The 19,155-nt window shown below is 48.3% G+C and carries 20 protein-coding genes; 9 read left to right on the plus strand and 11 right to left on the minus strand.

What is annotated here, in order from left to right; genetic code table 11:
- Positions 1-21: 21 nt before the first annotated feature.
- The 5 genes from QEH59_RS14650 to QEH59_RS14670 all read right to left on the minus strand — a co-directional run bounded on the left by QEH59_RS14650 (position 22) and on the right by QEH59_RS14670 (position 8,364).
- On the minus strand, positions 22-3,702 hold the full coding sequence (locus QEH59_RS14650) for an ATP-binding protein (RefSeq protein WP_308986129.1): 3,681 nt from the start codon (positions 3,700-3,702) through the stop codon (positions 22-24).
- The gene (locus tag QEH59_RS14655) at positions 3,699-4,280 is read right to left on the minus strand and encodes a condensin complex protein MksE (RefSeq protein ID WP_308986130.1); all 582 of its coding nucleotides are present in this window, start codon (positions 4,278-4,280) and stop codon (positions 3,699-3,701) included. Before QEH59_RS14655 ends, QEH59_RS14650 begins: the two co-directional genes overlap by 4 nt.
- Positions 4,280-5,461, minus strand: a complete 1,182-nt coding sequence (locus QEH59_RS14660) for a hypothetical protein (RefSeq protein WP_308986131.1) — start codon at positions 5,459-5,461, stop codon at positions 4,280-4,282. The genes QEH59_RS14655 and QEH59_RS14660 overlap by 1 nt, the downstream gene beginning before the upstream one ends.
- 40 nt (positions 5,462-5,501) lie before the next feature.
- A complete protein-coding gene (locus tag QEH59_RS14665) occupies positions 5,502-7,547 on the minus strand; it encodes an ATP-binding protein (protein WP_308986132.1) in 2,046 nt (681 codons plus the stop codon).
- A gap of 154 nt (positions 7,548-7,701) precedes the next feature.
- Positions 7,702-8,364 carry a helix-turn-helix domain-containing protein gene (locus QEH59_RS14670; RefSeq protein WP_308986133.1) on the minus strand — a complete coding sequence of 221 codons (663 nt, stop codon included), beginning with the start codon at positions 8,362-8,364 and terminating at the stop codon, positions 7,702-7,704.
- 129 nt (positions 8,365-8,493) lie between these two features.
- Between QEH59_RS14670 and QEH59_RS14675 the strand changes: the two genes are divergently transcribed.
- The 4 genes from QEH59_RS14675 (at position 8,494) to QEH59_RS14690 (ending at position 11,301) form a co-directional block, all read left to right on the plus strand.
- Complete coding sequence (locus tag QEH59_RS14675; protein WP_308986134.1) at positions 8,494-8,745, plus strand: hypothetical protein; 252 nt, start codon at positions 8,494-8,496, stop codon at positions 8,743-8,745.
- Complete coding sequence (locus QEH59_RS14680) at positions 8,718-9,164, plus strand: DNA/RNA non-specific endonuclease (protein ID WP_308986135.1); 447 nt, start codon at positions 8,718-8,720, stop codon at positions 9,162-9,164. Before QEH59_RS14675 ends, QEH59_RS14680 begins: the two co-directional genes overlap by 28 nt.
- 100 nt (positions 9,165-9,264) lie before the next feature.
- Complete coding sequence (locus QEH59_RS14685) at positions 9,265-10,467, plus strand: restriction endonuclease (RefSeq protein ID WP_308986136.1); 1,203 nt, start codon at positions 9,265-9,267, stop codon at positions 10,465-10,467.
- A 12-nt stretch (positions 10,468-10,479) separates the two neighbouring features.
- Positions 10,480-11,301, plus strand: coding sequence for an RES family NAD+ phosphorylase (locus QEH59_RS14690; protein ID WP_308986137.1), 822 nt, complete (start codon positions 10,480-10,482; stop codon positions 11,299-11,301).
- Between the two features lie 27 nt (positions 11,302-11,328).
- Here QEH59_RS14690 and QEH59_RS14695 read toward each other — a convergent pair whose 3' ends face one another.
- From QEH59_RS14695 to QEH59_RS14705, 3 genes are all read right to left on the minus strand, one after another.
- On the minus strand, positions 11,329-11,484 hold the full coding sequence (locus tag QEH59_RS14695; protein ID WP_308986138.1) for a hypothetical protein: 156 nt from the start codon (positions 11,482-11,484) through the stop codon (positions 11,329-11,331).
- Positions 11,485-11,761: 277 nt separating this feature from the next.
- The gene (locus QEH59_RS14700) at positions 11,762-12,550 is read right to left on the minus strand and encodes a hypothetical protein (RefSeq protein ID WP_308986139.1); all 789 of its coding nucleotides are present in this window, start codon (positions 12,548-12,550) and stop codon (positions 11,762-11,764) included.
- Positions 12,544-13,533, minus strand: coding sequence for a hypothetical protein (locus QEH59_RS14705; protein ID WP_308986140.1), 990 nt, complete (start codon positions 13,531-13,533; stop codon positions 12,544-12,546). The genes QEH59_RS14700 and QEH59_RS14705 overlap by 7 nt, the downstream gene beginning before the upstream one ends.
- Positions 13,534-13,648: 115 nt before the next feature.
- On the opposite strand from QEH59_RS14705, the gene QEH59_RS14710 reads away from it, so the two are divergent.
- Together QEH59_RS14710 and QEH59_RS14715 are read left to right on the plus strand one after the other, a co-directional pair.
- Entirely contained in the window at positions 13,649-13,936 is a 288-nt protein-coding gene (locus tag QEH59_RS14710; protein WP_308986141.1) for an antirestriction protein ArdA, read from the plus strand.
- Positions 13,937-14,034: 98 nt separating this feature from the next.
- On the plus strand, positions 14,035-14,382 hold the full coding sequence (locus QEH59_RS14715; protein ID WP_308986142.1) for a helix-turn-helix transcriptional regulator: 348 nt from the start codon (positions 14,035-14,037) through the stop codon (positions 14,380-14,382).
- A gap of 3 nt (positions 14,383-14,385) precedes the next feature.
- Here the strand turns inward: QEH59_RS14715 and QEH59_RS14720 are convergent, their stop codons facing one another.
- The 3 genes from QEH59_RS14720 to QEH59_RS19025 all read right to left on the minus strand — a co-directional run bounded on the left by QEH59_RS14720 (position 14,386) and on the right by QEH59_RS19025 (position 17,258).
- Positions 14,386-15,843: a tyrosine-type recombinase/integrase gene (locus QEH59_RS14720; protein WP_308986143.1), complete on the minus strand. Its 1,458-nt coding sequence runs from the start codon at positions 15,841-15,843 to the stop codon at positions 14,386-14,388.
- A 661-nt stretch (positions 15,844-16,504) separates the two neighbouring features.
- Entirely contained in the window at positions 16,505-16,711 is a 207-nt protein-coding gene (locus QEH59_RS14725; protein WP_308986144.1) for a MerR family transcriptional regulator, read from the minus strand.
- Positions 16,712-17,039: 328 nt separating this feature from the next.
- Complete coding sequence (locus QEH59_RS19025) at positions 17,040-17,258, minus strand: helix-turn-helix transcriptional regulator (protein WP_425609251.1); 219 nt, start codon at positions 17,256-17,258, stop codon at positions 17,040-17,042.
- 129 nt (positions 17,259-17,387) lie between these two features.
- Here QEH59_RS19025 and QEH59_RS14730 point away from each other — a divergent pair, with 129 nt between their 5' ends.
- Genes QEH59_RS14730 through QEH59_RS14735 form a run of 3 tightly spaced genes read left to right on the plus strand, consistent with a single transcriptional unit; the run spans position 17,388 to position 19,077 of the window.
- On the plus strand, positions 17,388-18,311 hold the full coding sequence (locus QEH59_RS14730; protein ID WP_308986145.1) for a viperin family antiviral radical SAM protein: 924 nt from the start codon (positions 17,388-17,390) through the stop codon (positions 18,309-18,311).
- A gap of 44 nt (positions 18,312-18,355) precedes the next feature.
- Positions 18,356-18,559: a ParE family toxin-like protein gene (locus QEH59_RS19030; RefSeq protein WP_425609252.1), complete on the plus strand. Its 204-nt coding sequence runs from the start codon at positions 18,356-18,358 to the stop codon at positions 18,557-18,559.
- A complete protein-coding gene (locus tag QEH59_RS14735) occupies positions 18,556-19,077 on the plus strand; it encodes a hypothetical protein (protein ID WP_308986146.1) in 522 nt (173 codons plus the stop codon). The genes QEH59_RS19030 and QEH59_RS14735 overlap by 4 nt, the downstream gene beginning before the upstream one ends.
- The last annotated feature ends 78 nt before the right edge of the window (positions 19,078-19,155 follow it).

A 19,155-nucleotide genomic window follows, 5' to 3' on the forward strand; every position in this document is an offset into this window, starting at 1 on the left:
GCTTGGATGCCTGGATCGGAGTTATTCGCATATCGGGCGTTTGCTGATAATTTGCTCTCCACCGAAATACTGTCCTCGTTTCCGAACGCGGAACCAATAGCGGAAGCCCTTTGAAGTAGCGCTGTGACCGGCTGTGATAAGGAAAATGCGCTTCCTTTCAGCGTAACGAATGGCTTCCTTGACGTATTTCGGTGCCAATACGCCGGTCTCGTCTAAGATGCAGTGCAGATAAGCCTGATCCTCTCCCGCAAGAGCCTGCCCGCGTATCAAGTCGATGAGCGAGAGATAAATGAGCATCTTCACGAGATAGTCCGTCCCTGTTGAACCGATATGGTCGAGCGAAGCACGAAACCCATGGTCGTGACCATTCTCGATTACTCTAATCGCAAACTCGAAACTATCCTCCAGCTCAAGCGCATCGCGCCGTTCCTTTTCCAATTTCTTCACGAGCGCCTCGAAGGTCCGGATCGCTTCCTTCACCAAAGAGTCGTCAGCTTGCTGCTGAAAAAGGTCGATTTCCGTGCCAAAGCTTATGTTCTGGAAGCGCTCTATCTTTTTGAGTTGGTTCCATAGCTCAGATGGTTCGTCTTGGACCCGCAGTTCTATCGCATCCAGAACATCGATGAACTTGTCTTGAGCCAAATCCTCCTGGACCCTACGCGCAGTCGCTTTGACCTGCCGAAGCGCATCCTCAATCCGCGAAACTTCACGGACAATCTGCGAGATAATGCTGTCAAACTGCTTGGTCTGGAGCGTTCGGAAGCGTTGAATTTTGTTTAGCCTGACAAATGAGCGCAACTGGTCTACCACGAAAATGTTCCACATGAAGCCATCAGGGATTGGAGTAAAGCCCAGATCGTTCTCCTCTCCCGGTCGAAATTCAAATTTGTTCAAAAACTTACGAGCTAAACTGTCACCATTTTTGTTTATGCCATGAAGTTGGTTGTGAATGCCACTCGCTGTTTGTACCAGCTCCCGTAGTGAGCCAGGCAAATAATCAGCAGCTGGTTCCAGCGATTTGTCGGCAAACAGTCCGAGATATTCGATTGCAATGGGATCTTTGCGAAAGCTCTCAATCTCATTTTTGTCGCGGCTAATTGCATTCAAGTCCTCGGTCAGCTTATTGATAAGTTCACTGCAGGTCTTCTCCTCCTTAGAAAAGTTTCCGAATTGGATCCGCCGCTCTTTCTCAATGGTTTCAATAGACTCGCCCAACTCCAATCGTCGATTTCGCCAACTGGGAAGTGGATCAATGTCCTCACGCTTGTGTTGTTGGTATTGTTCGACAACTAAGCGATAATCCTCGACCTCATTAAGCGCCTTAGCAGCTAAATTCTTTGCCGTATCCGCTTCATTGATAACTTCAGGGTTGGCACCTTTTTCTCCAAGTTGCTTCAAGAATTCTGTTTCAATGACTTCGGACTGAACCTTGTAATGCCTTCCCTGGTCTTCAATCTGTTTAGCAACTTCGCCTAATCGCTTTCCAACCTGCTCATTGAACCTGTTCCTTTCCTTTTCCTCATCGTCTTGCGCCTTTTCCCTCCTTAGCTTCGACTCGCTGCGAATACCACTTTCGTTCTGATCAAGTTCCCGGCGCTGCGTTTCGAGCATATTTTCCCGTTCCCTGATACGCGTCTCCTCATCCTTTCGATCACTCTCACAACGATTCTCTAGATTTGTGATGGTGTTCGACAGATCAATTTTTGCATTCGTGCCATTGCGAATTCGTTTCTCTAAATCATGCTTCTCAGCATCCCAGCCTTCTACCTGTTGACGACGTTGTTTTTCCAGCGCATCACGCTTCACGTCTATTTCTGCACGCAACTCCTCTGCCCGTTTTGCAAAGTCGTCTCGGATGCTTTGATTTTCAGCAAGCCGACATTCTAATGTGGAGGGATCCACCTCAACGGCTTCCAGCTTTTCAAGTTCCTCCTCGTTCAACTTGAGACCTAGCAGAAGTGATTCTGCACCGGCGTCGATACCAGCTTCGAGTGAAGCCGCATCGCGAAATATGAAACTCCTTGCAAGGGTTCGACTAGCAGTAGGGAGCCATTGTGGCTTATCCCGGCGAATGAGTCCTGCAATCGACTTTTCCATGCTGTCAAGATCGGCACGGATACTCTGGCGCTCCTCGTCTAACGTTTTCTTTTCTCGTGCAAGGGTTTCATCCAATTTTTCGCGCTCGTGCTCCAGTGTTTTCGATGCGGTTTCATGCCGAGCCTGCGCGACCTTCGCTTCGGACGAAATACTTTCGAGCCGGCTTTCCCATGTTGCCAGGTCCGATTTCAGATGCCCATGCTCCTCGCGCTTACGCCGAAGAGAGTCTGGCTCTTTCTTTGCATGAAAAAGCTTCCACGATCCCGCAACATTATCCGCTTTCGCATTCAACTTCTTGCGCAAGGGCGTCAGTGCATTTAATTTCTCCTCCTCCTCCTCCTCGATTAGCCGACGTATTTGGTTCAGCTTCTGACGCAAGCTCTCCAATTCTCTGTGGCGCTCATTCTGGTGTTGGGACTTCTGCTTTTCTAATCGAAATAAAGCTTCGTCCTTTGCCTGCTTCAGACTACTCAATAGTTCATCGCGGCGTTTTGATTCATCCTCGTATTTTCCGGTAAGTGCCTTATAGTGAGCATCAGCTTCTGCTAACTTCTGCCGAAGCACCGGAATTGTGTCGATCGCAGCTGCCTTCTCCTCAATCCGCTTTTCCCGGTACTCCTGCTCACGCTTTTCTCCACGCTCGATATTCACTTCCAGCTTACTGATTTGGTCTTTCAGGTCGTCAAGCTTTTCCTGAACTTCACGCTCTTTCTTCTGATACTCGTCCTTAAGTGCAGTAAGATTAGCCTCGGCCTCAGCTTTCAAGCCTTGGTGCTCGGTCTCTTTATCAGGAACCGCCTTAGACCGTGCTACAAAGTCTCGAACCAGGCGTTCCAATTGCTCGGAGAACTCTTCGTATTGATCCGCTAGATCCAAAATCGATTCTGCGATTCTTTGATTATTGAGATAAGTGCTGACTGCACGGTTAATTCTCTGGAAATCGCTAAGGTTGTTGCGCAATTGCCTCAAATCGATTCGTAACGACTGAGGCGACTCGATCAAACCACAGCAAAGGGCGCGTTTCAATCGGCTCGCATCCATGCGATTTACAGTGAAAATGCCGGATATGATACGAGGTAAAAGGTCGACCTGCTGGCTGGCTCGTGGGTTGGATCGAAAAACAGTGTAGGGGCTTTTGCGCACGCCATAAATGGTGTGGCGAAAACCTTCGTAGCTGGACTGTGTATCGTGCGCAATCAGTCGGGAGTCCAGTTCGCCACGCACCGTTTCTAAAGACCGCACCACACGGGTCGGATCAATATAGATGCTTTCATCATAGGCATCATCAACAAACAGAAACTGGACTCGGGAGGACGGACGTGATACTGCAATATGAAAAGGATGGGCACCGCCTGAGCGCTGAACCTCGTAGATCAGATAAGACGGTGAATCACCGAGGTAATGGGATGCAAAATCGCTCTGGGTAGTGTGAATCCCAAAGCTCGCATTCTCATTGTTGCCGACGTAGAAAAAAAGAATTGCCCGGAGCAAGGTCGTCTTACCATGCCCGTTCATCCCGACAATCTGGACATGGCCGTCGCAAGGCACCTCCAATTCCGAGTAGCCTCCGGAGTTGATTAGAATAACCCGCTTCAACGTATTCATGATTCAGTTCCCTCCTCTTCATTCCTGATAACGATACGATCCGCGAAATCCATCAGGTAGTGAACTGCTGATAGAACCCGGAATTCCCGCCGATCCGATTGCTGGTCCTCAAGGAAGCCTCGACCAGACAGTTTGCCCAAGAGGCTTTCGACCCGCTCGAATACAGTTTCGCCCTTACAGGCATTCTGTTGAAAGACCTTAGCGCTGCGCGGGTCGTTTTGGCATCGACTGGCTAGATCAATTGCTGAAAAAACGACGCCTTCCCCAAAGCCTTCTATATGTTGGGTCAGGAAGTTCAGAAGAGTCACCTGTTCTACAATGCGCCTAAGTTTCTCCTCCTGAGTTATGGATATCTCCTCATCAGGCACGAAATAGAAACAGTTGTCGCCTTCAACTAAGCGCAGACCAATCTTCTGGAAATAATCCCGGCAAGCCTGCACATACTGACTTTCCTGCAATGAACGATAAAGTTCGCGATCACCGCCCGGCCCATTCTCCGAAAGAATGAGGTTGCTTCCTCGGCTGAGCCGTTGAAAAAGCTGTTTGATGATATCTGGCGGTGGCTGACAGTCGTTCATTAGTGGCTGGGTAAAGGTAACACTTCAAGATATTCCCATTCGTCAATCCGTCGGCTTCTCCCATCGTTGACTTTGCAACGATTGAGCAGGTCGGTTGTAGTGAGAATCTCGCAAAACAGAGAAATACGCCGTTCTATCTCTAGATGCTCGCCGTCCAGTTTGACATTGGCAAGGTATGCAAAGAGGTCCCGTTCTTGGTTGGAAAAGTCTTCAATCAGCTCCTCTGCATCGATCAGTATTTCCGGCTCGGCAGGTGCTTCCATCCGAGGAAGAACTACGCGACGAGCGTTCTCCCCTGCGTCCGCGATGCCTTGTTTTGCTAAAACGCGTGCCAACATAGCCGGGTTCTCATCAAGCAGATTCGGGGCAAGCACCGTGTGGAAGTTGAATGATGTAACCAAAGGTCCCTCCAAGGTTTCAGCGACCTCAGCTACATTGCTCTGCGTATCCAATTCGTATCGATCAATCAGGTCCTGCAATTGGATTAGCTTACGAACCCGAGCATAATCCCTGCGAACCCGGTTGAGATACTCAGCAATCTGTTGAAGACTTTGGATTACTTTTTGGCCAACGGAAAGGATCGCCTCAATCATCTGGCTCCGGGCTTGGAGCAAAGCAGTATCACGGTTGATCTGAAATACGGTGGCCTGCTTCATCCTTATGTCCACCTCTCCGAGGACCGTGCGTAAGGCCTCGGTCTCCTCCAGTCGCCACTGCAGCTTGGCCTCCTTCACTTCATAGTTGGATTCTGTTCGGTAGTCGTAATCCGCTGCTCGCTGCAACTCGTTGTTTTGACGCAAAAGGCGATTTCGGAGCTGCTTAAGAATCCTCACCAGCTTCGCAATACAGCGATTCTGCTGTGAAAGATCATTTGTCTGGTGGTAGAATCCTTCCCATCGATCAAACTCCTTGAGATCCGTCTCCAACCACTCCACGGGAGCGGCATCACCCGCTTCAAGCATTTGTTCCAAAAAGCCTTCGACACGTTCATCCAGGCGGAAACCCGAATCCTCTTCCAATAGCACGTTCAGGCGGAGAAGTTCTCGGACTGTGTCTTGATCAAAGCTCTCAAAAACCTCTGTTGTCGTTAGCTCTCGGTCTCGGTTCCTGAAAAACACCTCCACTGGGTCACGGTACCGCTTCTGGAAGAGGTGTAAGAACTGACGCGAGTGATTTGCCATGATTATACTTTGTACCCTAACATCTCTTTCGTTTGATTAGCTATAGGTTACAAACCTCGTGGTATAAATTAGTTAAGTGATCTATTGTGAGGTCAAGAATCGGCTCGTACATGAAGGAATTCAGGTGAATATTTGAACTAACAGTTACGCTCACTTTATCGAGCGTTTGTAACTCTGGCGTGTTTGGATCTGCGGTTTGCAATTCCTTCATTAACTGTCCGAACTGGTTATCTGATAGGCACCAATAATTGGGCTCACCTCTCAAACTTCTTAATTTGGCTATTAAATAAATTTCCGCCTTAAGTCGCACGGCTATCGACATTAATACCTTATCTTCAAGGCATAGACCTGTATTTGTCTCCCGGTTTTTAATATCGTCTGCATTTTGAAAAAGCAGATCGATAAAAACAGCATCCCCCCTACTGCTACTATGGGACGTTCCAAAAAATCGGTTATAAATATCCAAAAAATCAACTACTTTAATGGCATCTGTATCGCTCTTCCAATGCAGGAGAGATGTCAGCTTTAAATAGTCTGAGTCACCATCTCCCCTAGTATATTCGATAAGATTCCGAACGAAGGGTACTGATGCGCAAAGAATTCGTTCGTCATCCGGGATCTCTTCTTTCCATTTTTTTACAAAGATATTCTTAATGCCATCTGCCTGAACCAATTCAATTGAGTCGCTACATTTGTTTGCCATCAAACATCGATTGTATGCGACATAGCTATTCTGAATTGAGCGAAAGAAGTCGAAGTTATGCGTGAGAATTACTTGCGCGAAAAAGTCATGCTTGCTTAGGTCTTTGAGACACTGGATGATCGCATGTTTGTTTTTGTAGTCGAAAGAGTCCGCCGCGTCGTCAATTACAAAAAGAGTTCTCTGTTGGTTTAGAATACGCTCTTCGACATCAAAAATGAAATATAACAGATACAAAGCGCGGCTTTCACCTTGGCTTAAAGTCCTTAGCTCAGAACGGCTCCAGACAACACGGTCTTCCCCGTCTTCAAAGATGAATTGTAATCGAGCTTGTTCTTTACCAAGAACGACTGCTGTTTGATTCTCAACCGCCAGCCTGAAAGGCATATCGATGAAACGACTATTAAATAAATCAATTGCTTTAGCCCATTGCGGCACGAACTGAGCAGCAGTCTGCTCGATTGCGGCCATTTCCTCTTTACTGGCATTATATGATTCGAGATAGCTGTCAGCATCTGCGTTGTCACGGATATAGAATGCCCATAATTCTTTGCGCAGCTGATTCTGGTTCTGAGGTTTAGTCTTTTCCAAAAATACTTCTGTCAATGAGGGGGACAGACTCTCGAACAGATCAGTAAGCGCTTGAGTTTGAGCATTTTTTGACAGCTTTTTGCGGATATCTTTGAGCACTTGGTCTGCGTCAATCTCCTCATGTATTTGCTCAATTTTCGAATTTAAGCTCTCTTGGTCTAAAGATTCTTGCTCTCCGGATAGGTGAACTCGATGACCGCTTTTAAAGAAACCTTGCTTGTCGAGAGTGCTAAATGAGGCTTCCGCTTTTGTTGGATTAAAAACTCCTTTACGGTAAATCGTCCCCACCTTATCAAATAACTCCTGATAGCGTTGGTTGAATTGCTGAGCATTGCTCAAGAACTCAGGACTTTTCAGAATCTCCAGTGCCTTTGGTTCAAATATTACAGCATAAACGAATTGCGTGTAATCCTCTGTATCTGCGCTTTCCTTCGCAAGTCGGACACAGTCTGCAAAGTTTGAGTTATCCCAATCCTGGGTGATACTAGTTTCGATATCATCTTTCTTCAGCTTCGATTTTTTCTGCAGCGAATTAACCAGTTTTGTTTTTAGCTTATCCAGATCTACGAGGATTTCATCGTAACGGGCTTTGTGTTCCGGATTGACGAGGATATTCGTAACCGCTGGCCGGTCTCTCTTAATCTCGATTACTGAGTGGAGAACGTAAATATTTTCAGAGTCGATAGGTTGCCCATCTACTTCAACTTCACACTTAGTTTCTCTGTCGAAGCGTTCCTCTCGTGGCGACCTTCCTGCAGAAAGATCTTCAAACGTTTTCGCAAAGGAGGTTTTCATCGACCCATTTGGAGCATAGAGCGCATAAGCTCTAGGTTTTCCACGCTGACCGTTTCCCAGACTGAAATCGAATTCGTGCTCTAGGGAACGTATACCATAGCAGTTGTTGAAATTGATTCTAACTGTATTCATTGCTTTACCTCAACAAATCGGATCATCTTCCACTCCCTTCATCCTTCGCATAAGTAATACTTTGTAGGGTCTCATTTAGTTCAGAAAGGTTAACGAAACGAATGTCGATCGACTCCTCCTCTATTTCCTCACGTCCAAAAGGGACGACACACAAGACCTCAGAGCAGCCGAGTTTGGTTCGAAGGATTTTGGCAGTGATCACGGTTTTTGATATGTCGCGGTGCACATTACTTTTGCACTCCAAGGCGATCTTCCGGCTACCAATGTTTACCAGAAAGTCGGTGGATGCGGAGCCACGGCAGAAATCCGCAAAGTAGCTATGTTTTGCCAGTTCAAGTTCACGGGCAACAGATCGCTTGAAGAGGATCGACTGAGTTTTTACCTCCAAAAAACGCTCGACGCGCTCCTCCTCCGCTTGCGCATTTGCTGCCTCCGAAATGAGCGGGGCAAGCGGAAGCCCTTCCGCATCCTTCGACTCGTAGGCCGCGATCAGCATCTGCTCCTCCTCCTTGGAGGTGCAAAGTCGCTTCATCAGGCGTGAGAGGGTCACTTGGCGAGGCCTAGACTGCCCGGTCACAATCCGACTGACGGAAGCCGCACTCAGACCGATATCCTCGGCCAATTGGCTCCCCGTCAGCTCGCGATGCTCCATGAGCTCGCGAATGACAGTTGATAAACTTTGCATGCAAGCATTGATGCTCCGCGCACAATACTACGTCAATAATTAAAGTTATTAAAGTTGTTGAAGTTAGCAAACGGCAACCTTCGGTTAAATCGGTTTGAATAAAAACCCCATCTGCAGCCCGGGCGTCTCTTGCTAGGCATCTTTCTTGCCCGTCTACTTAAGATCGTAGAGAATAAGGGCTACTTGGTCGGCTATGACGAGGAACGGATGAACCCGGCATGGGTCGCCTACCGCCTGAAATACAGCAGCGCAGGACGTACAGCTGAGCGCCCTGACGGCTTCGAGGCGGATCTGAAACTCGCGCTAGGGTCGAGCGCCATGACTACACGAATTCTGGCTTTAATCGTGGCCACATGGCACCCAACTACGCTATTGGCATGACATTCAGTGAAGCCGCCCAGATTGAGACTTTCTTGATGTCCAACATCGTACCACAGACCCCGGATCTGAATCGAGGTCCTTGGAAGGAGGTCGAACAGCTGATCGCCAATGACTACCTCCGAGAGGGACAGGAGCTATGGGTGATTACCGGGCCGATTGACGAAGAACCGGTCGCAGAGCTGGAATCTGGGGTGACGGTACCCACAGCCTTCTTCAAGGTCGTGATCGACGAGATGGATGGTGCCACCCGCTTACTGGCGCGGGTGATGCCTCAGACTGCGGGTAGCGCGGCAAGACTGAATTCCTACTTAGTCTCAGTGGACGAGATCGAGGCGGCTACGGGACTGGATTTCTTCACCCTGCTCAATGAAGCGTCCGAGGGGCATATGGAAGCGGTACGGGCGGTGAGGATGTGGTAATCATACTTTCATTTCACAATCGAATGCATTTTATCCTATCGGTTAACTAAACAAATATGTACCGTCCGCAAAGAAACCACTCAACTACTACGCTCTACTCATGCCTTCATTAACAAAAGCCCTGCAAACATTTGATGCAGTTCAATCCAATCTCGATAAGTTAGGTGTCCTCTGGAACGAAATATCTGATTTGATCCCAAAAGGCATTGCATTTGTTGATTCGAGCGAAAACGCATATGATGACCGATGCCGCACTTTTACCGATATTGCAAAAGCGCTACCCAAAATCGACGGTTGGAGTATGCCCATTGATTTATATGACCTGAATGCAATTGGTCAGATGAGGCTAGATGCTGCAGAACTAGACGAATTTTCATGCAAAGTTGCGGTTGAAGATGCGATATATGCGCAAGGTAAGCATATCCAAGATTACAGATATCGTTTCAGTAAGAAGCGTAGAGCCTTGGTGCGCGCCAAACTCATTGAGACAATGGAGCATGTTGATAACCTAATATTGTCACTAGGGAAATTGTATCCTACGGGCTTCCAACCTACAGACCAGTCCTTAAATAACCCAGAATGGCTGGACTTAGCTTCATCTGTTGCACTTATAAATACACTCCTGGGAGATTCGATCAAACGCCCTAAAGGATGGAGTGATCTTAACCGCCATCTTCATTTCGGATTAGTTTGCGACCTCTTTGATATTATTAAGCATGACTGGCCTGCGGTGAAACAAGGGATTGAGGCCTCGCTCTATGGAAACGATGAAGCGCTACCAGTAGATGTCGGCGATTTAGGGGAATTGGTGAGTTCGAACCCCCATGGTGAAGTAGTGAGTGGTCTAGCATGGGAGACACTGTCACCTGAAAGTTTTGAACGCCTAATCTTTACCTTAATTTCACGCACTCCAGGCTACGAAAACCCTCAATGGCTGACTGGAACCAATGCTCCTGATCGAGGACGAGACCTTTCGGTTTCTCGTGTTACGCAAGATCAACTTGGTGGTACGTTGCGACATCGACTTATAATCCAATGCAAGCACTGGTTGTCTAAAAGTGTGTCACTACCAGACTTAACCGCCGCCAAAGGTCAGATGACGCTATGGGAACCTCCACGCGTAGATTGTCACGTAATAGCAACGTCTGGCCGTTTTACCAGCGATGCAGTTGACTATGCCGAAAAGCACAACCAATCAGACTCGGGGCTACGGATTGAACTTTGGGCTAACAGTCACCCAGAAAACCTACTTGCTTCACGCCCTGCAATTATTGCTGAATTCCAGCTACGACAATCTAACTAATGAAGTCTGAGTATGGCGAAGAATATCATCCAAATATTAGACCCGGACTGGTTGGAACGCTTCCGCCTCGACCTATTATCTGATAAAGATTCTGAGTCGATTAATTGGAAATTTGGACAGCTGTTAAAGCACTACCAGCTTCTCAACTATCGTTTCAACTTTAGCGAACCAATATGGAGGGCACGTATATGCTCTGAATCATCTGGCTACCAAAATGTCAAAGAATTGGAGGCACCTCCACCATCAATGATAACTAAACCTGGCAGGATTAATAATTGCGGCGAATCCGTTTTTTACGGCTCATTCAACAAACATGCTGTTTTTGAGGAAATTAAAGCTAGTGAAGGTTGCTATGTTCATATTGCTGGGTTTAAAATAAAAGAGGAGATAAGATGTGGTCTCGTGGGTGAATACTATAAAGTGCATCGCTCAGGTAAATCTTCGATCTCGGACGAAGCAGGAGCATTGATTAATAGAATTCTGTCTGGAATACCTCATAAAAAAGGGATCGGGTTCATATTGATCGACGCAATACTGTCTGAAATTCTTGCTAAAAAGAATGCTAGTGCTGAGGGCTACCTATATACACGAGCGCTTGGGCGACAACTCTTGGAAAAATTGCCGGATATTGACGGTTTAGTTTATCCAAGTGTCGCTTCAAGCCATGCGATGAATTTAGCTTTAAATGTCGATGCTGCGCGGAGCAAATTAGAGTTATCTGGGAATTCAGTTTTGAAGATAGTAAAACGCTATGAATATGGGATTTACGACTATGAGCTTATAAGGAACGCATCAGGTCATTATCAGGACGGAACAATCAACTGGGAACCCTAATGTGGATGTTAAACCTGAGGCACGACACTATCTAACTTTCGATGCAAACTGGTTAAACTCAGTCTGCATCGCATAAACGATGTAAGCTGCCGGGAGCAATGAAAGCAAGAGCCCCAAGGTATCGGCAATAACGAAGAAGAACGAAAAGCCTGATTTCCCGCAGCGCGGGAGAAATTCTGCCATCCCTGCGCTTAAACCTGTCAAGGTCGTATGGGGCTTAATTGCCGGAACCTTTTCGTCGCCCGACCTCTATTCCGGCAATTCGGGACAGCCCCATCTCCACCTTGACAGGACGAATCATCGTCCGCTCCGGGCACTCTCTAGCTTCGCTCGCCGCTTGGCAGGAAATTCAGGCTTTCAATCAAGGCAGCCCACTCCCCAAAGGATGCAAGGAATATGAGAATGAAGGTGTGGGCGGCGCATGTTTGGGAAAATCAGTTCTCCGGTGATGGGAGCTGCGTCAGGAGTTGTTGGGGATTTGGAAATAGGTTCTCACTGCTGCGAGTAAACGCTCGGGACGCAGTCCGCCTCCAAAGATTACTTTGAGCGCACTTAGAATGCGGGGCCACTCCGGTGAGGACTCTGGAAAAGCCGCCAGAAACCGCTCCAGATCCTCGCGCACCGTTGTCGGCAACTCGGGACCAGCGATGTCAGGCAGTGTGGCGGCAAGGCGGAAGATGTCTGAGCGATGTTTGTCGATGTCTTTCGAATCGATCTTTTCGCCACGGTCCCGTCGTTCGGAAAGATCCAGCCATGCCCGCGCCTTGAGTGGGATGAGTGCGGCGACACTGGCGAAATGGAGTCCGTCGCTATCGACGTGTTCGTTTTCAACGAGGGTTGTATAGGCGTCATCCAAAAGAATGGCGGAGAGACTGCGCTCGTGCAGGGTCGATCCCACGGGAATGATGGTCTGCCCGTCGGCCAGCTCGAAGACCTCCGGATTGCGACTGAAAAGCTCCAGCATCGCGGGGAAGCGTGCGTCACTGGGCTTGGCAAAGCGGTAGAGGATGGGTGTTTCATCGGAACGCTGCCGAACCTCGTAGCCGCCCTCTTCGATAAAGGCACGAAAGGCGGCGACAAAGCGCTGATCGAGGGCATGGATCAAAAGGACAATGTCGAGATCTCTCGTGGCTCGAAAATCAAGGGCCTGCCTGCTGAACCAATCGTCGCAGGCCGCACCGCCGATGAGAACGAAGCCTTCCTTAAATTCACGAAAGCGCTCTCGAAAGATGTCGAGCCCCCTTACCATGCAATCCCCTCCAGCAACTGTTCCAATGCTTGCTCGACACGTTCGTCTTCTGTCGAGCGCATCGCGAGGTAGAGGGAGAGCGGATCAACCGTCTCTGCGTCGCTGAGCAATCTGGGATCATACGACCAGAGTTCAATGCAGGCGTCGGCAGTGTCGGCGTCGGGAAGAAGTGTCAGCACGCCTTGCTCGACCAAGGAATCGAACCGATCCGATCCGAGGGCATAGGTAGGGAGTGGATCCTCCGCTAACATCGAATGACGACTTAAGGCACTGAACCCGGAGAGTAAGGCGGGCAGCTCCCCCGTCGAGTGCCGGACCCAATGCGTCGCTTTGACCGGCGAGGTCATTTTATCTTTCACCATGTCCCAAGTGGAGGCCTTACTCCGTGGAAATTCAAGCAAGAGCGCCCGCCCGGCGCGCTTGATTGAGCAGATGCCCGACTCTAGGAGTTCATTCTTCACTTTGCTCAGCATCATCGCGGAGCACTGGAGCTTTTCGGCAATGACGCGGAGAGGAACGCCCTCCAGGGACTCGCACTGTAAATGATAGAGGACCGCCAACTGAGCGGTCGGGCTGAGACTTGCCTTGGCCCCCTGCGTCGAACGGGGAAAGTGCTCGCGTAAATCGACCAGTGCGGAGGGAAGAAATGCCTGATTGCCCGGAACGATAAAGGGCACACCGCGCTGCACGAGGCGATCACGGGTGCTCGAAGGCAGCGATGGTAAGACAAAGACCGGGCTGCCCCCCAGATGCGGTGTCAGTTTTTTCGCTTGGGCCTCATACTCACCAGCAGACCCGGGAGCCTGTGGAGCGTTTTCGAGGATCAGCTGCCATAGGCGACCGAACAGCTCGATGGAAAAAAAGCTGTAGCGGTCGCGCATGAAAAGGGGCAGATGCGGGACATCCATTTTCTGGAGGGCCGGTTTGGCACCCGAAACTTTCTCAAGGTAATTCCTGAGATCGCGGAGGAGAGGTTCTGGCATCAACGTAAACTAGACTTCGGACGATAAACATGTCAAGTTTATCGTCCCTCATGTTGTTTACAATAATTGGTCATAGCTTGATTGCACAATCAAGGGCGATAATTTAAACAAGTTCATGATTTATAGTCCGTCCGGCAGAGGCGTAAGTGACTGTGGCGGCGCTGGACAACTTCCCGGCAAATGGATCGAGATTCCGGACGAGACCGACGGCACTTGGAAAGAAATCCGTAACGTGCTCGCGCCCTCCCCGCCCCCAGAGGCAGAAGAACACGCCATCCACGATTACGACAGGACATGCCCTTCAGCGGCGAAGGTGTGGATTGATTTCGAGATATTCATCGAAGGACATTTCAAAGCATACAGCATCAGTTTTGCAAATCGCTGCAATCTCCCTCCTTGCTGATGGGTTTGCACCCAAAGGAATTGGGAAGAACGCGTGCATGAGCATTCCCTATTAAGCCTGATGGCTTCCTGTTACCTTGTCGGCGTAACGGAAACGCCATGAAAGAAGCCACCAAATCCATCATCGAACTAGCGATTAACAACGACGATCAAGTTGATCCTCAAATCGTCGAATTTATCATGATGGCATTGGCAGGCAACCTCCCTGGGCCAAGCTGCAACCAAAATCACAGCACCAATGAACCACTGCTGCTAAAAATGAACGACGCAGCCAAGAAACTGGGAGTTAGTCGCGTTACCTTTTGGAGGCTCGTCAATACCGGCGCGATAAAACCGATTGAAATTTTTGATGGAGTATTTCGCTATAGTTACGGCGATTTGGTGAATCTTTCCCAACAGCGTTCGCAGTATAAGCCAAAGGCGCGAGGAATGAACAGTGCCGCCTGAAGCTTAGGGTTGAGTTAAGAGCTTGGCAGCTTGACCGTTCTCTTTAGCTGAATGCCGATCAAGCAAAGACCTCAAACCATCAAGGAGCTGTTTCTTAAGCTCCGAATTTCTTTTGCCTTCCAGCCGTTGCGACAGCTCGATCAGGCGAAGAATTGCCCCTCGCTCGTCGCCTTGCTCAGTGCTCGAATTTGCATTATTCATCAACAAGCCGGGCATTTTTGATTCCAGGTTTTTCCTGAAGTAATCACGCCCCGGCTGGAAATAGTGCTTCAGGACGATATCAACCGTCTTGTGTCCGGTCACCATTCGCACGAGTTCCAAGTCAACTCCAGAGGTTAACGCGAGAGTGACCCAACTGACTCGAAACGAGTGAAAATCACGAATCGAAGCATTCCTCAAACCGATCTTTCTTTTAGCGTGAGTATCTGCGACGTGAATTGCTCCCGGAGTCTTTCCGGCATTTTCGCCTTTCACCGCATCGTAGTATCCAGCGGCCTTTAAAACCTGCTTAACCCGCCATGTAATTCCATCCGGATTTTTTAAATACATCTCTGCCTGCTCGGGAAACAAATACTTGCTTCCCGCCTTGAACGGATGATTTTTCAACTCATCCTCCAGCAGAGGAAAAAGAGGGATTTGCGCAATTTTCCCAGTTTTGCCAGTCTTCACCTTGATGAACTTTTGTTCGAAATCAACCGAGCTTGGAGCCAACAGGCAGCAGTCCCCCCTGCGCATCGCGGTACAAATTCCGGCAATAATTACAGGCCGAATGAAGGCGTGTTCCTTCCGACTGACGATCTCAACAATATTTGAGAGTTCATCAATCTCATAGGGCTTACGGAAAACGGTATCTTCTTCTTTAGTCGGAATCGCACCAAAGGGATTTTTGAAGATAGCGGCATCATCCGCTAGCGCCTTGAAGGTGGATCGCAGTAGAATCAACGTGTTATTGAACGTCTTTGCGGAGACGCCGCGTTCGGCCTCTGCCTGCATGAAATCTCCAGCCATTTGCTTACGAACATCGGCCATCTCACAGACCTTCTTTTTCGAGTAGTTCTCCTCAAGGAATACAATGAAGCGCTCAAAAGTGGACTCAACCTGCTTGACGTATCGATCCGAATGTTTCCGTTTTCTTGGAATGCTCTTCCAAGCGGCACACATGCCCATTTTCGTCTTGGTCGCCCTTAGCGGAATAGATCCCGCTCGGTCACCCGTTCGAGCTTCATGGATCGTTTGCAGTATCTCAACCGTAGCCTTCTTCTGACTCGCCTCGTTTTGCAGCTGCCGAAGTTTTTCTTGGGCCTGCCCTCTTGATCTTTCAAACAACGCGTCTCCTTTTTCTCGTAGGGAGGATGGGCGTTTGCCTTTAATTTCAATACCCAAGCGAACGTTTTTTCTGGCCCCGTTGACCATGATGCGCCCGTAGAACCACTTGGAATCAGAATTCATTTGTAATGCCATAGAATAGCCTTGATTTGAGGTGAATAAACGACGGTCGCAGCTATAAGCGACCGTCCCGGTTGCGGTATCAGTTCACCGCCTTTATAACCTATTCACTTCTAGCCAGTTGAAACTTGAACGTTTCCTTGTGACAGCTAAAATTCAGGCTCATGAAGCAATCTGAAACAATGACGATCAGAATTGCTTTCTAACGTACCCAAAGACTAAGTTTTGACCCATGTCAGTCAATAAAATATACTGAAAATCCCATAAGACCCTTAAATAAAGTCATTTCTGACTTATGGCACATCAGGCTCATAACCTGAAGGTCCTAGGTTCAAATCCTAGCCCTGCACCCATTTGAAAGGTCGATTCGCGAAGCGAGTCGGCCTTTTTAATGTCCGGTGCAATCGAGGAGTTGAACCTAGGTTCTACCGAGGAGCGCAGGCGACGACACAGGAGGAACGAAGTGATCGACCAAACAATCCTAGCCCTGCACCCAATTTAAAAGCTCCTTAGATCACTCTAAGGGGCTTTTTCATGCCTATCTAGCGCGATGCTACGTTAGTTAGCTTAATCCGATAGTTTTCGTGTGTTTCCGTGAATCGAGATCACGTAACTCAAAGTTAACTCAACGATTTTGAAGCCATTTCCCCTCAAACAAATGAATTTGAGACGACGCTCAAGCGACCGGACTCAACACTTCATTTACGCTGGATTGGAAGATCCGCATGCTCTGAGGGTAATGACGACGTAAGCGCTTTCCCCTCAATTCGTCAGATTCGAGCATTCGAGAGACCGTTTTAGTAGACACCCCCAGTTGCTTCGCTGCGGCGGTAAACGTAATCAGTCGATCTTGCTTCGGCTCTCGTATCAGATCTTCGAGCAAATGAAGCGCTGCTTCGAGTTCACCCCGCTCCAGTAGCCCGGTCGCAAGCGCAGGCCCCGCAAATGTGCGTAGAATGTCGATGGTTTCGCGTGTAGGTCTTTTTTCATCATAACTTTCTATAGGATGCCGACTGGTCTGCTCAAGCCCACCATGTGCCTCCCTACCCCCTACACCCTATAAAAGGCCCCTAAAGGGCGAGAAAATCGCCTTATTATAGTAAAACAACTCCCAGTCTTTCAATTTGCTGGCATCATTACAGAAACACCCCCCCACCCTTGAAATTCAGATTAGAAAAAAATTATGAGAATTTTTCTGAGAATCCGTTTTTTTAGAGAACAGATGAATGCCTCCGAGAATACGTAAAGCGATCAAGCATACTCTCAACATCACAACGGCGAAAACGAATACATCTCTTTGACAAGTGTATCGCGGGAATCATCCCAGCCAACTCGTAGCGGCGGAGCGTCCGGCGCGAGACTCCCAATTCTTTCATTAGTTCCTCGGGGGTGAATAAATTAAGACTACTGCCATCATTTGAGTTCTGCATCTCCAACGAAAAGCACTTTTAAACTAAAATTAGAAGTCAAACCCATCTGTGAATCAAGAAGTTGCAAGATTCAGAAAAAGAGAATCTACCCCAATGGATATTATGCCCCCAAACGTTGTGCTCTTAATTATGGACACAATAAAAAACACAAAAAAACAACGCCTCGCGCATACTATCAACCTGCATCTCACCCTACTCTGCAATTACGCTTGTGGGTTCTGTTACGCAGGATTTCCGGGAATCAAACAAAAGTTCCTCAACCTTGAGGTAATACTGGAAATTTTACGACAAATAGCAAGAGCACCTAAGCCAATAGGATGTAAATGCCGAAAAGTTACCTTCGTGGGGGGCGAACCGCTCCTATTCAAAGGAATCTATGAAGCGATTGCATATGCACGTTCTTTAGGACTGGTGACTTCACTTGTCACCAATGCTTCGCTACTGAGTGATGATGCGATACGCCAGTTGGGCCCTATTCTCGACTGGTTAACTATCAGTATCGATTCAACCGACGACGCAACGAACCTTAAGATTGGTCGTGCGTTTCGTGGAATGCCTCAAACCAAAGGCGAGTATCTCCGTAAAATCAAACTAGCTAAGAGTTTCGGTATCCGAGTGAAGATCAACACAGTCGTTAACCAGAAGAACGCAGACGAAGACTTCAATGACTTCATCGAACAAGCCCGTCCGACTCGTTGGAAGGTCTTACAAGCCTCGCGGGTCGAAGAGGAGAACGGCAGCTGCTTTAATCAATGGGTCGTCACACAGGAGCGATTTGACGCATTTGTATCCCGTCACGCTTCCTTAAGCTCCCAGGGCGTCACCGTTATCCCCGAGACGCAGTCGGACATCCGAGGCACCTACGCGATGATCTCACCCGATGGCCGCTTCTTTGACACCTTAGAAGGCACATACAACTACAGCCGTCCCATTCTAGATGTAGGCATTGAGGAAGCCTTTTCCGATGTCAATTTCTCTATGGAACGCTTCAAACAGCGCGACGGCGATTATGACTTCGCGACCGGACTCAATGCAGAAAGGGGGGCAAAGTGAAAAACGTTCAACTGCCACGCGCCCACCGTAAACGGCTCAACAAGATGATACAGGACTTAGAGCAAAATGGTGCCAACCATCGTCGTTTCAGGGGCAAACAGTTACGTCGGAACAGTGAAATCATCTCAGTGCCACTGGGCTTACATTGGCGGGCAATTTTTCTGACAACCGAAAACGGCTATCGTTTTTATGATTGTTATACGCACTCATCTTACAATAACCTGAACTTTTCTAAATTATCCCAATGAGCACAAAACCATCAAACATCATTAATACCCCCTTCCCTACCTTCGGCGAAGTCTTCCACTTCCTAGTGCATGCGATGGGCCTTCCAACGATCAATGAGGCATTTTCAGAAACGCCAGATGAGAAGGTTTTCAACAAAGACTTACTAAGAAACTGGGCGAATGAGAAAGATGGGCCGCCGCGTTTAACTGAGATGGATAATTGGCTCGTAGCGTCAATTTCAAGAATACCCAATAACAAGTATCTATATTTAAGCCTTCACGCCGCATGGTATGCTATTTGTAAAATCCATCAGAAACGCATCACGGAAAGCACTCTTATCAACTCGAGGTACGAGACCCGCAGCTTGAATACGCTTCTAAATGTTCAGCATGCCGTGAAGATACTGCCTCTATTTCAACTCCAACTCAACCACTTCAGCAATGGAGGACCAATACTGGAAAAGAGCCTACACCAGTTGGTATGCTCACTATGGGAAGACGAAGCAAAGTATCCTCTGACCCGAATGGCACGGACTTAAGCGGCTTTATCGACCGTTTTCTTCTTCGGTTTTCCTTTGCTTTTTCTGGATTTCGAGACCTTAAATTTTGATCGATGA

Source organism: Thalassobacterium sedimentorum, assembly GCF_031127905.1.
Lineage (GTDB): Bacteria > Verrucomicrobiota > Verrucomicrobiia > Opitutales > Coraliomargaritaceae > Thalassobacterium > Thalassobacterium sedimentorum.

Bases quoted from the DNA above. Each gene is read 5' to 3' on its own strand.
- QEH59_RS14650 (WP_308986129.1), bottom strand. From the start codon at position 3,702: ATGAATACGTTGAAGCGGGTTATTCTAATCAACTCCGGAGGCTACTCG.
- QEH59_RS14655 (WP_308986130.1), bottom strand. From the start codon at position 4,280: ATGAACGACTGTCAGCCACCGCCAGATATCATCAAACAGCTTTTTCAA.
- QEH59_RS14660 (WP_308986131.1), bottom strand. From the start codon at position 5,461: ATGGCAAATCACTCGCGTCAGTTCTTACACCTCTTCCAGAAGCGGTAC.
- QEH59_RS14665 (WP_308986132.1), bottom strand. From the start codon at position 7,547: ATGAAAACCTCCTTTGCGAAAACGTTTGAAGATCTTTCTGCAGGAAGG.
- QEH59_RS14670 (WP_308986133.1), bottom strand. From the start codon at position 8,364: ATGCAAAGTTTATCAACTGTCATTCGCGAGCTCATGGAGCATCGCGAG.
- QEH59_RS14680 (WP_308986135.1), top strand. From the start codon at position 8,718: ATGGCACCCAACTACGCTATTGGCATGACATTCAGTGAAGCCGCCCAG.
- QEH59_RS14685 (WP_308986136.1), top strand. From the start codon at position 9,265: ATGCCTTCATTAACAAAAGCCCTGCAAACATTTGATGCAGTTCAATCC.
- QEH59_RS14690 (WP_308986137.1), top strand. From the start codon at position 10,480: ATGGCGAAGAATATCATCCAAATATTAGACCCGGACTGGTTGGAACGC.
- QEH59_RS14695 (WP_308986138.1), bottom strand. From the start codon at position 11,484: ATGGCAGAATTTCTCCCGCGCTGCGGGAAATCAGGCTTTTCGTTCTTC.
- QEH59_RS14700 (WP_308986139.1), bottom strand. From the start codon at position 12,550: ATGGTAAGGGGGCTCGACATCTTTCGAGAGCGCTTTCGTGAATTTAAG.
- QEH59_RS14705 (WP_308986140.1), bottom strand. From the start codon at position 13,533: ATGCCAGAACCTCTCCTCCGCGATCTCAGGAATTACCTTGAGAAAGTT.
- QEH59_RS14710 (WP_308986141.1), top strand. From the start codon at position 13,649: ATGATTTATAGTCCGTCCGGCAGAGGCGTAAGTGACTGTGGCGGCGCT.
- QEH59_RS14715 (WP_308986142.1), top strand. From the start codon at position 14,035: ATGAAAGAAGCCACCAAATCCATCATCGAACTAGCGATTAACAACGAC.
- QEH59_RS14720 (WP_308986143.1), bottom strand. From the start codon at position 15,843: ATGGCATTACAAATGAATTCTGATTCCAAGTGGTTCTACGGGCGCATC.
- QEH59_RS19025 (WP_425609251.1), bottom strand. From the start codon at position 17,258: ATGCAGAACTCAAATGATGGCAGTAGTCTTAATTTATTCACCCCCGAG.
- QEH59_RS14730 (WP_308986145.1), top strand. From the start codon at position 17,388: ATGGACACAATAAAAAACACAAAAAAACAACGCCTCGCGCATACTATC.
- QEH59_RS19030 (WP_425609252.1), top strand. From the start codon at position 18,356: ATGATACAGGACTTAGAGCAAAATGGTGCCAACCATCGTCGTTTCAGG.
- QEH59_RS14735 (WP_308986146.1), top strand. From the start codon at position 18,556: ATGAGCACAAAACCATCAAACATCATTAATACCCCCTTCCCTACCTTC.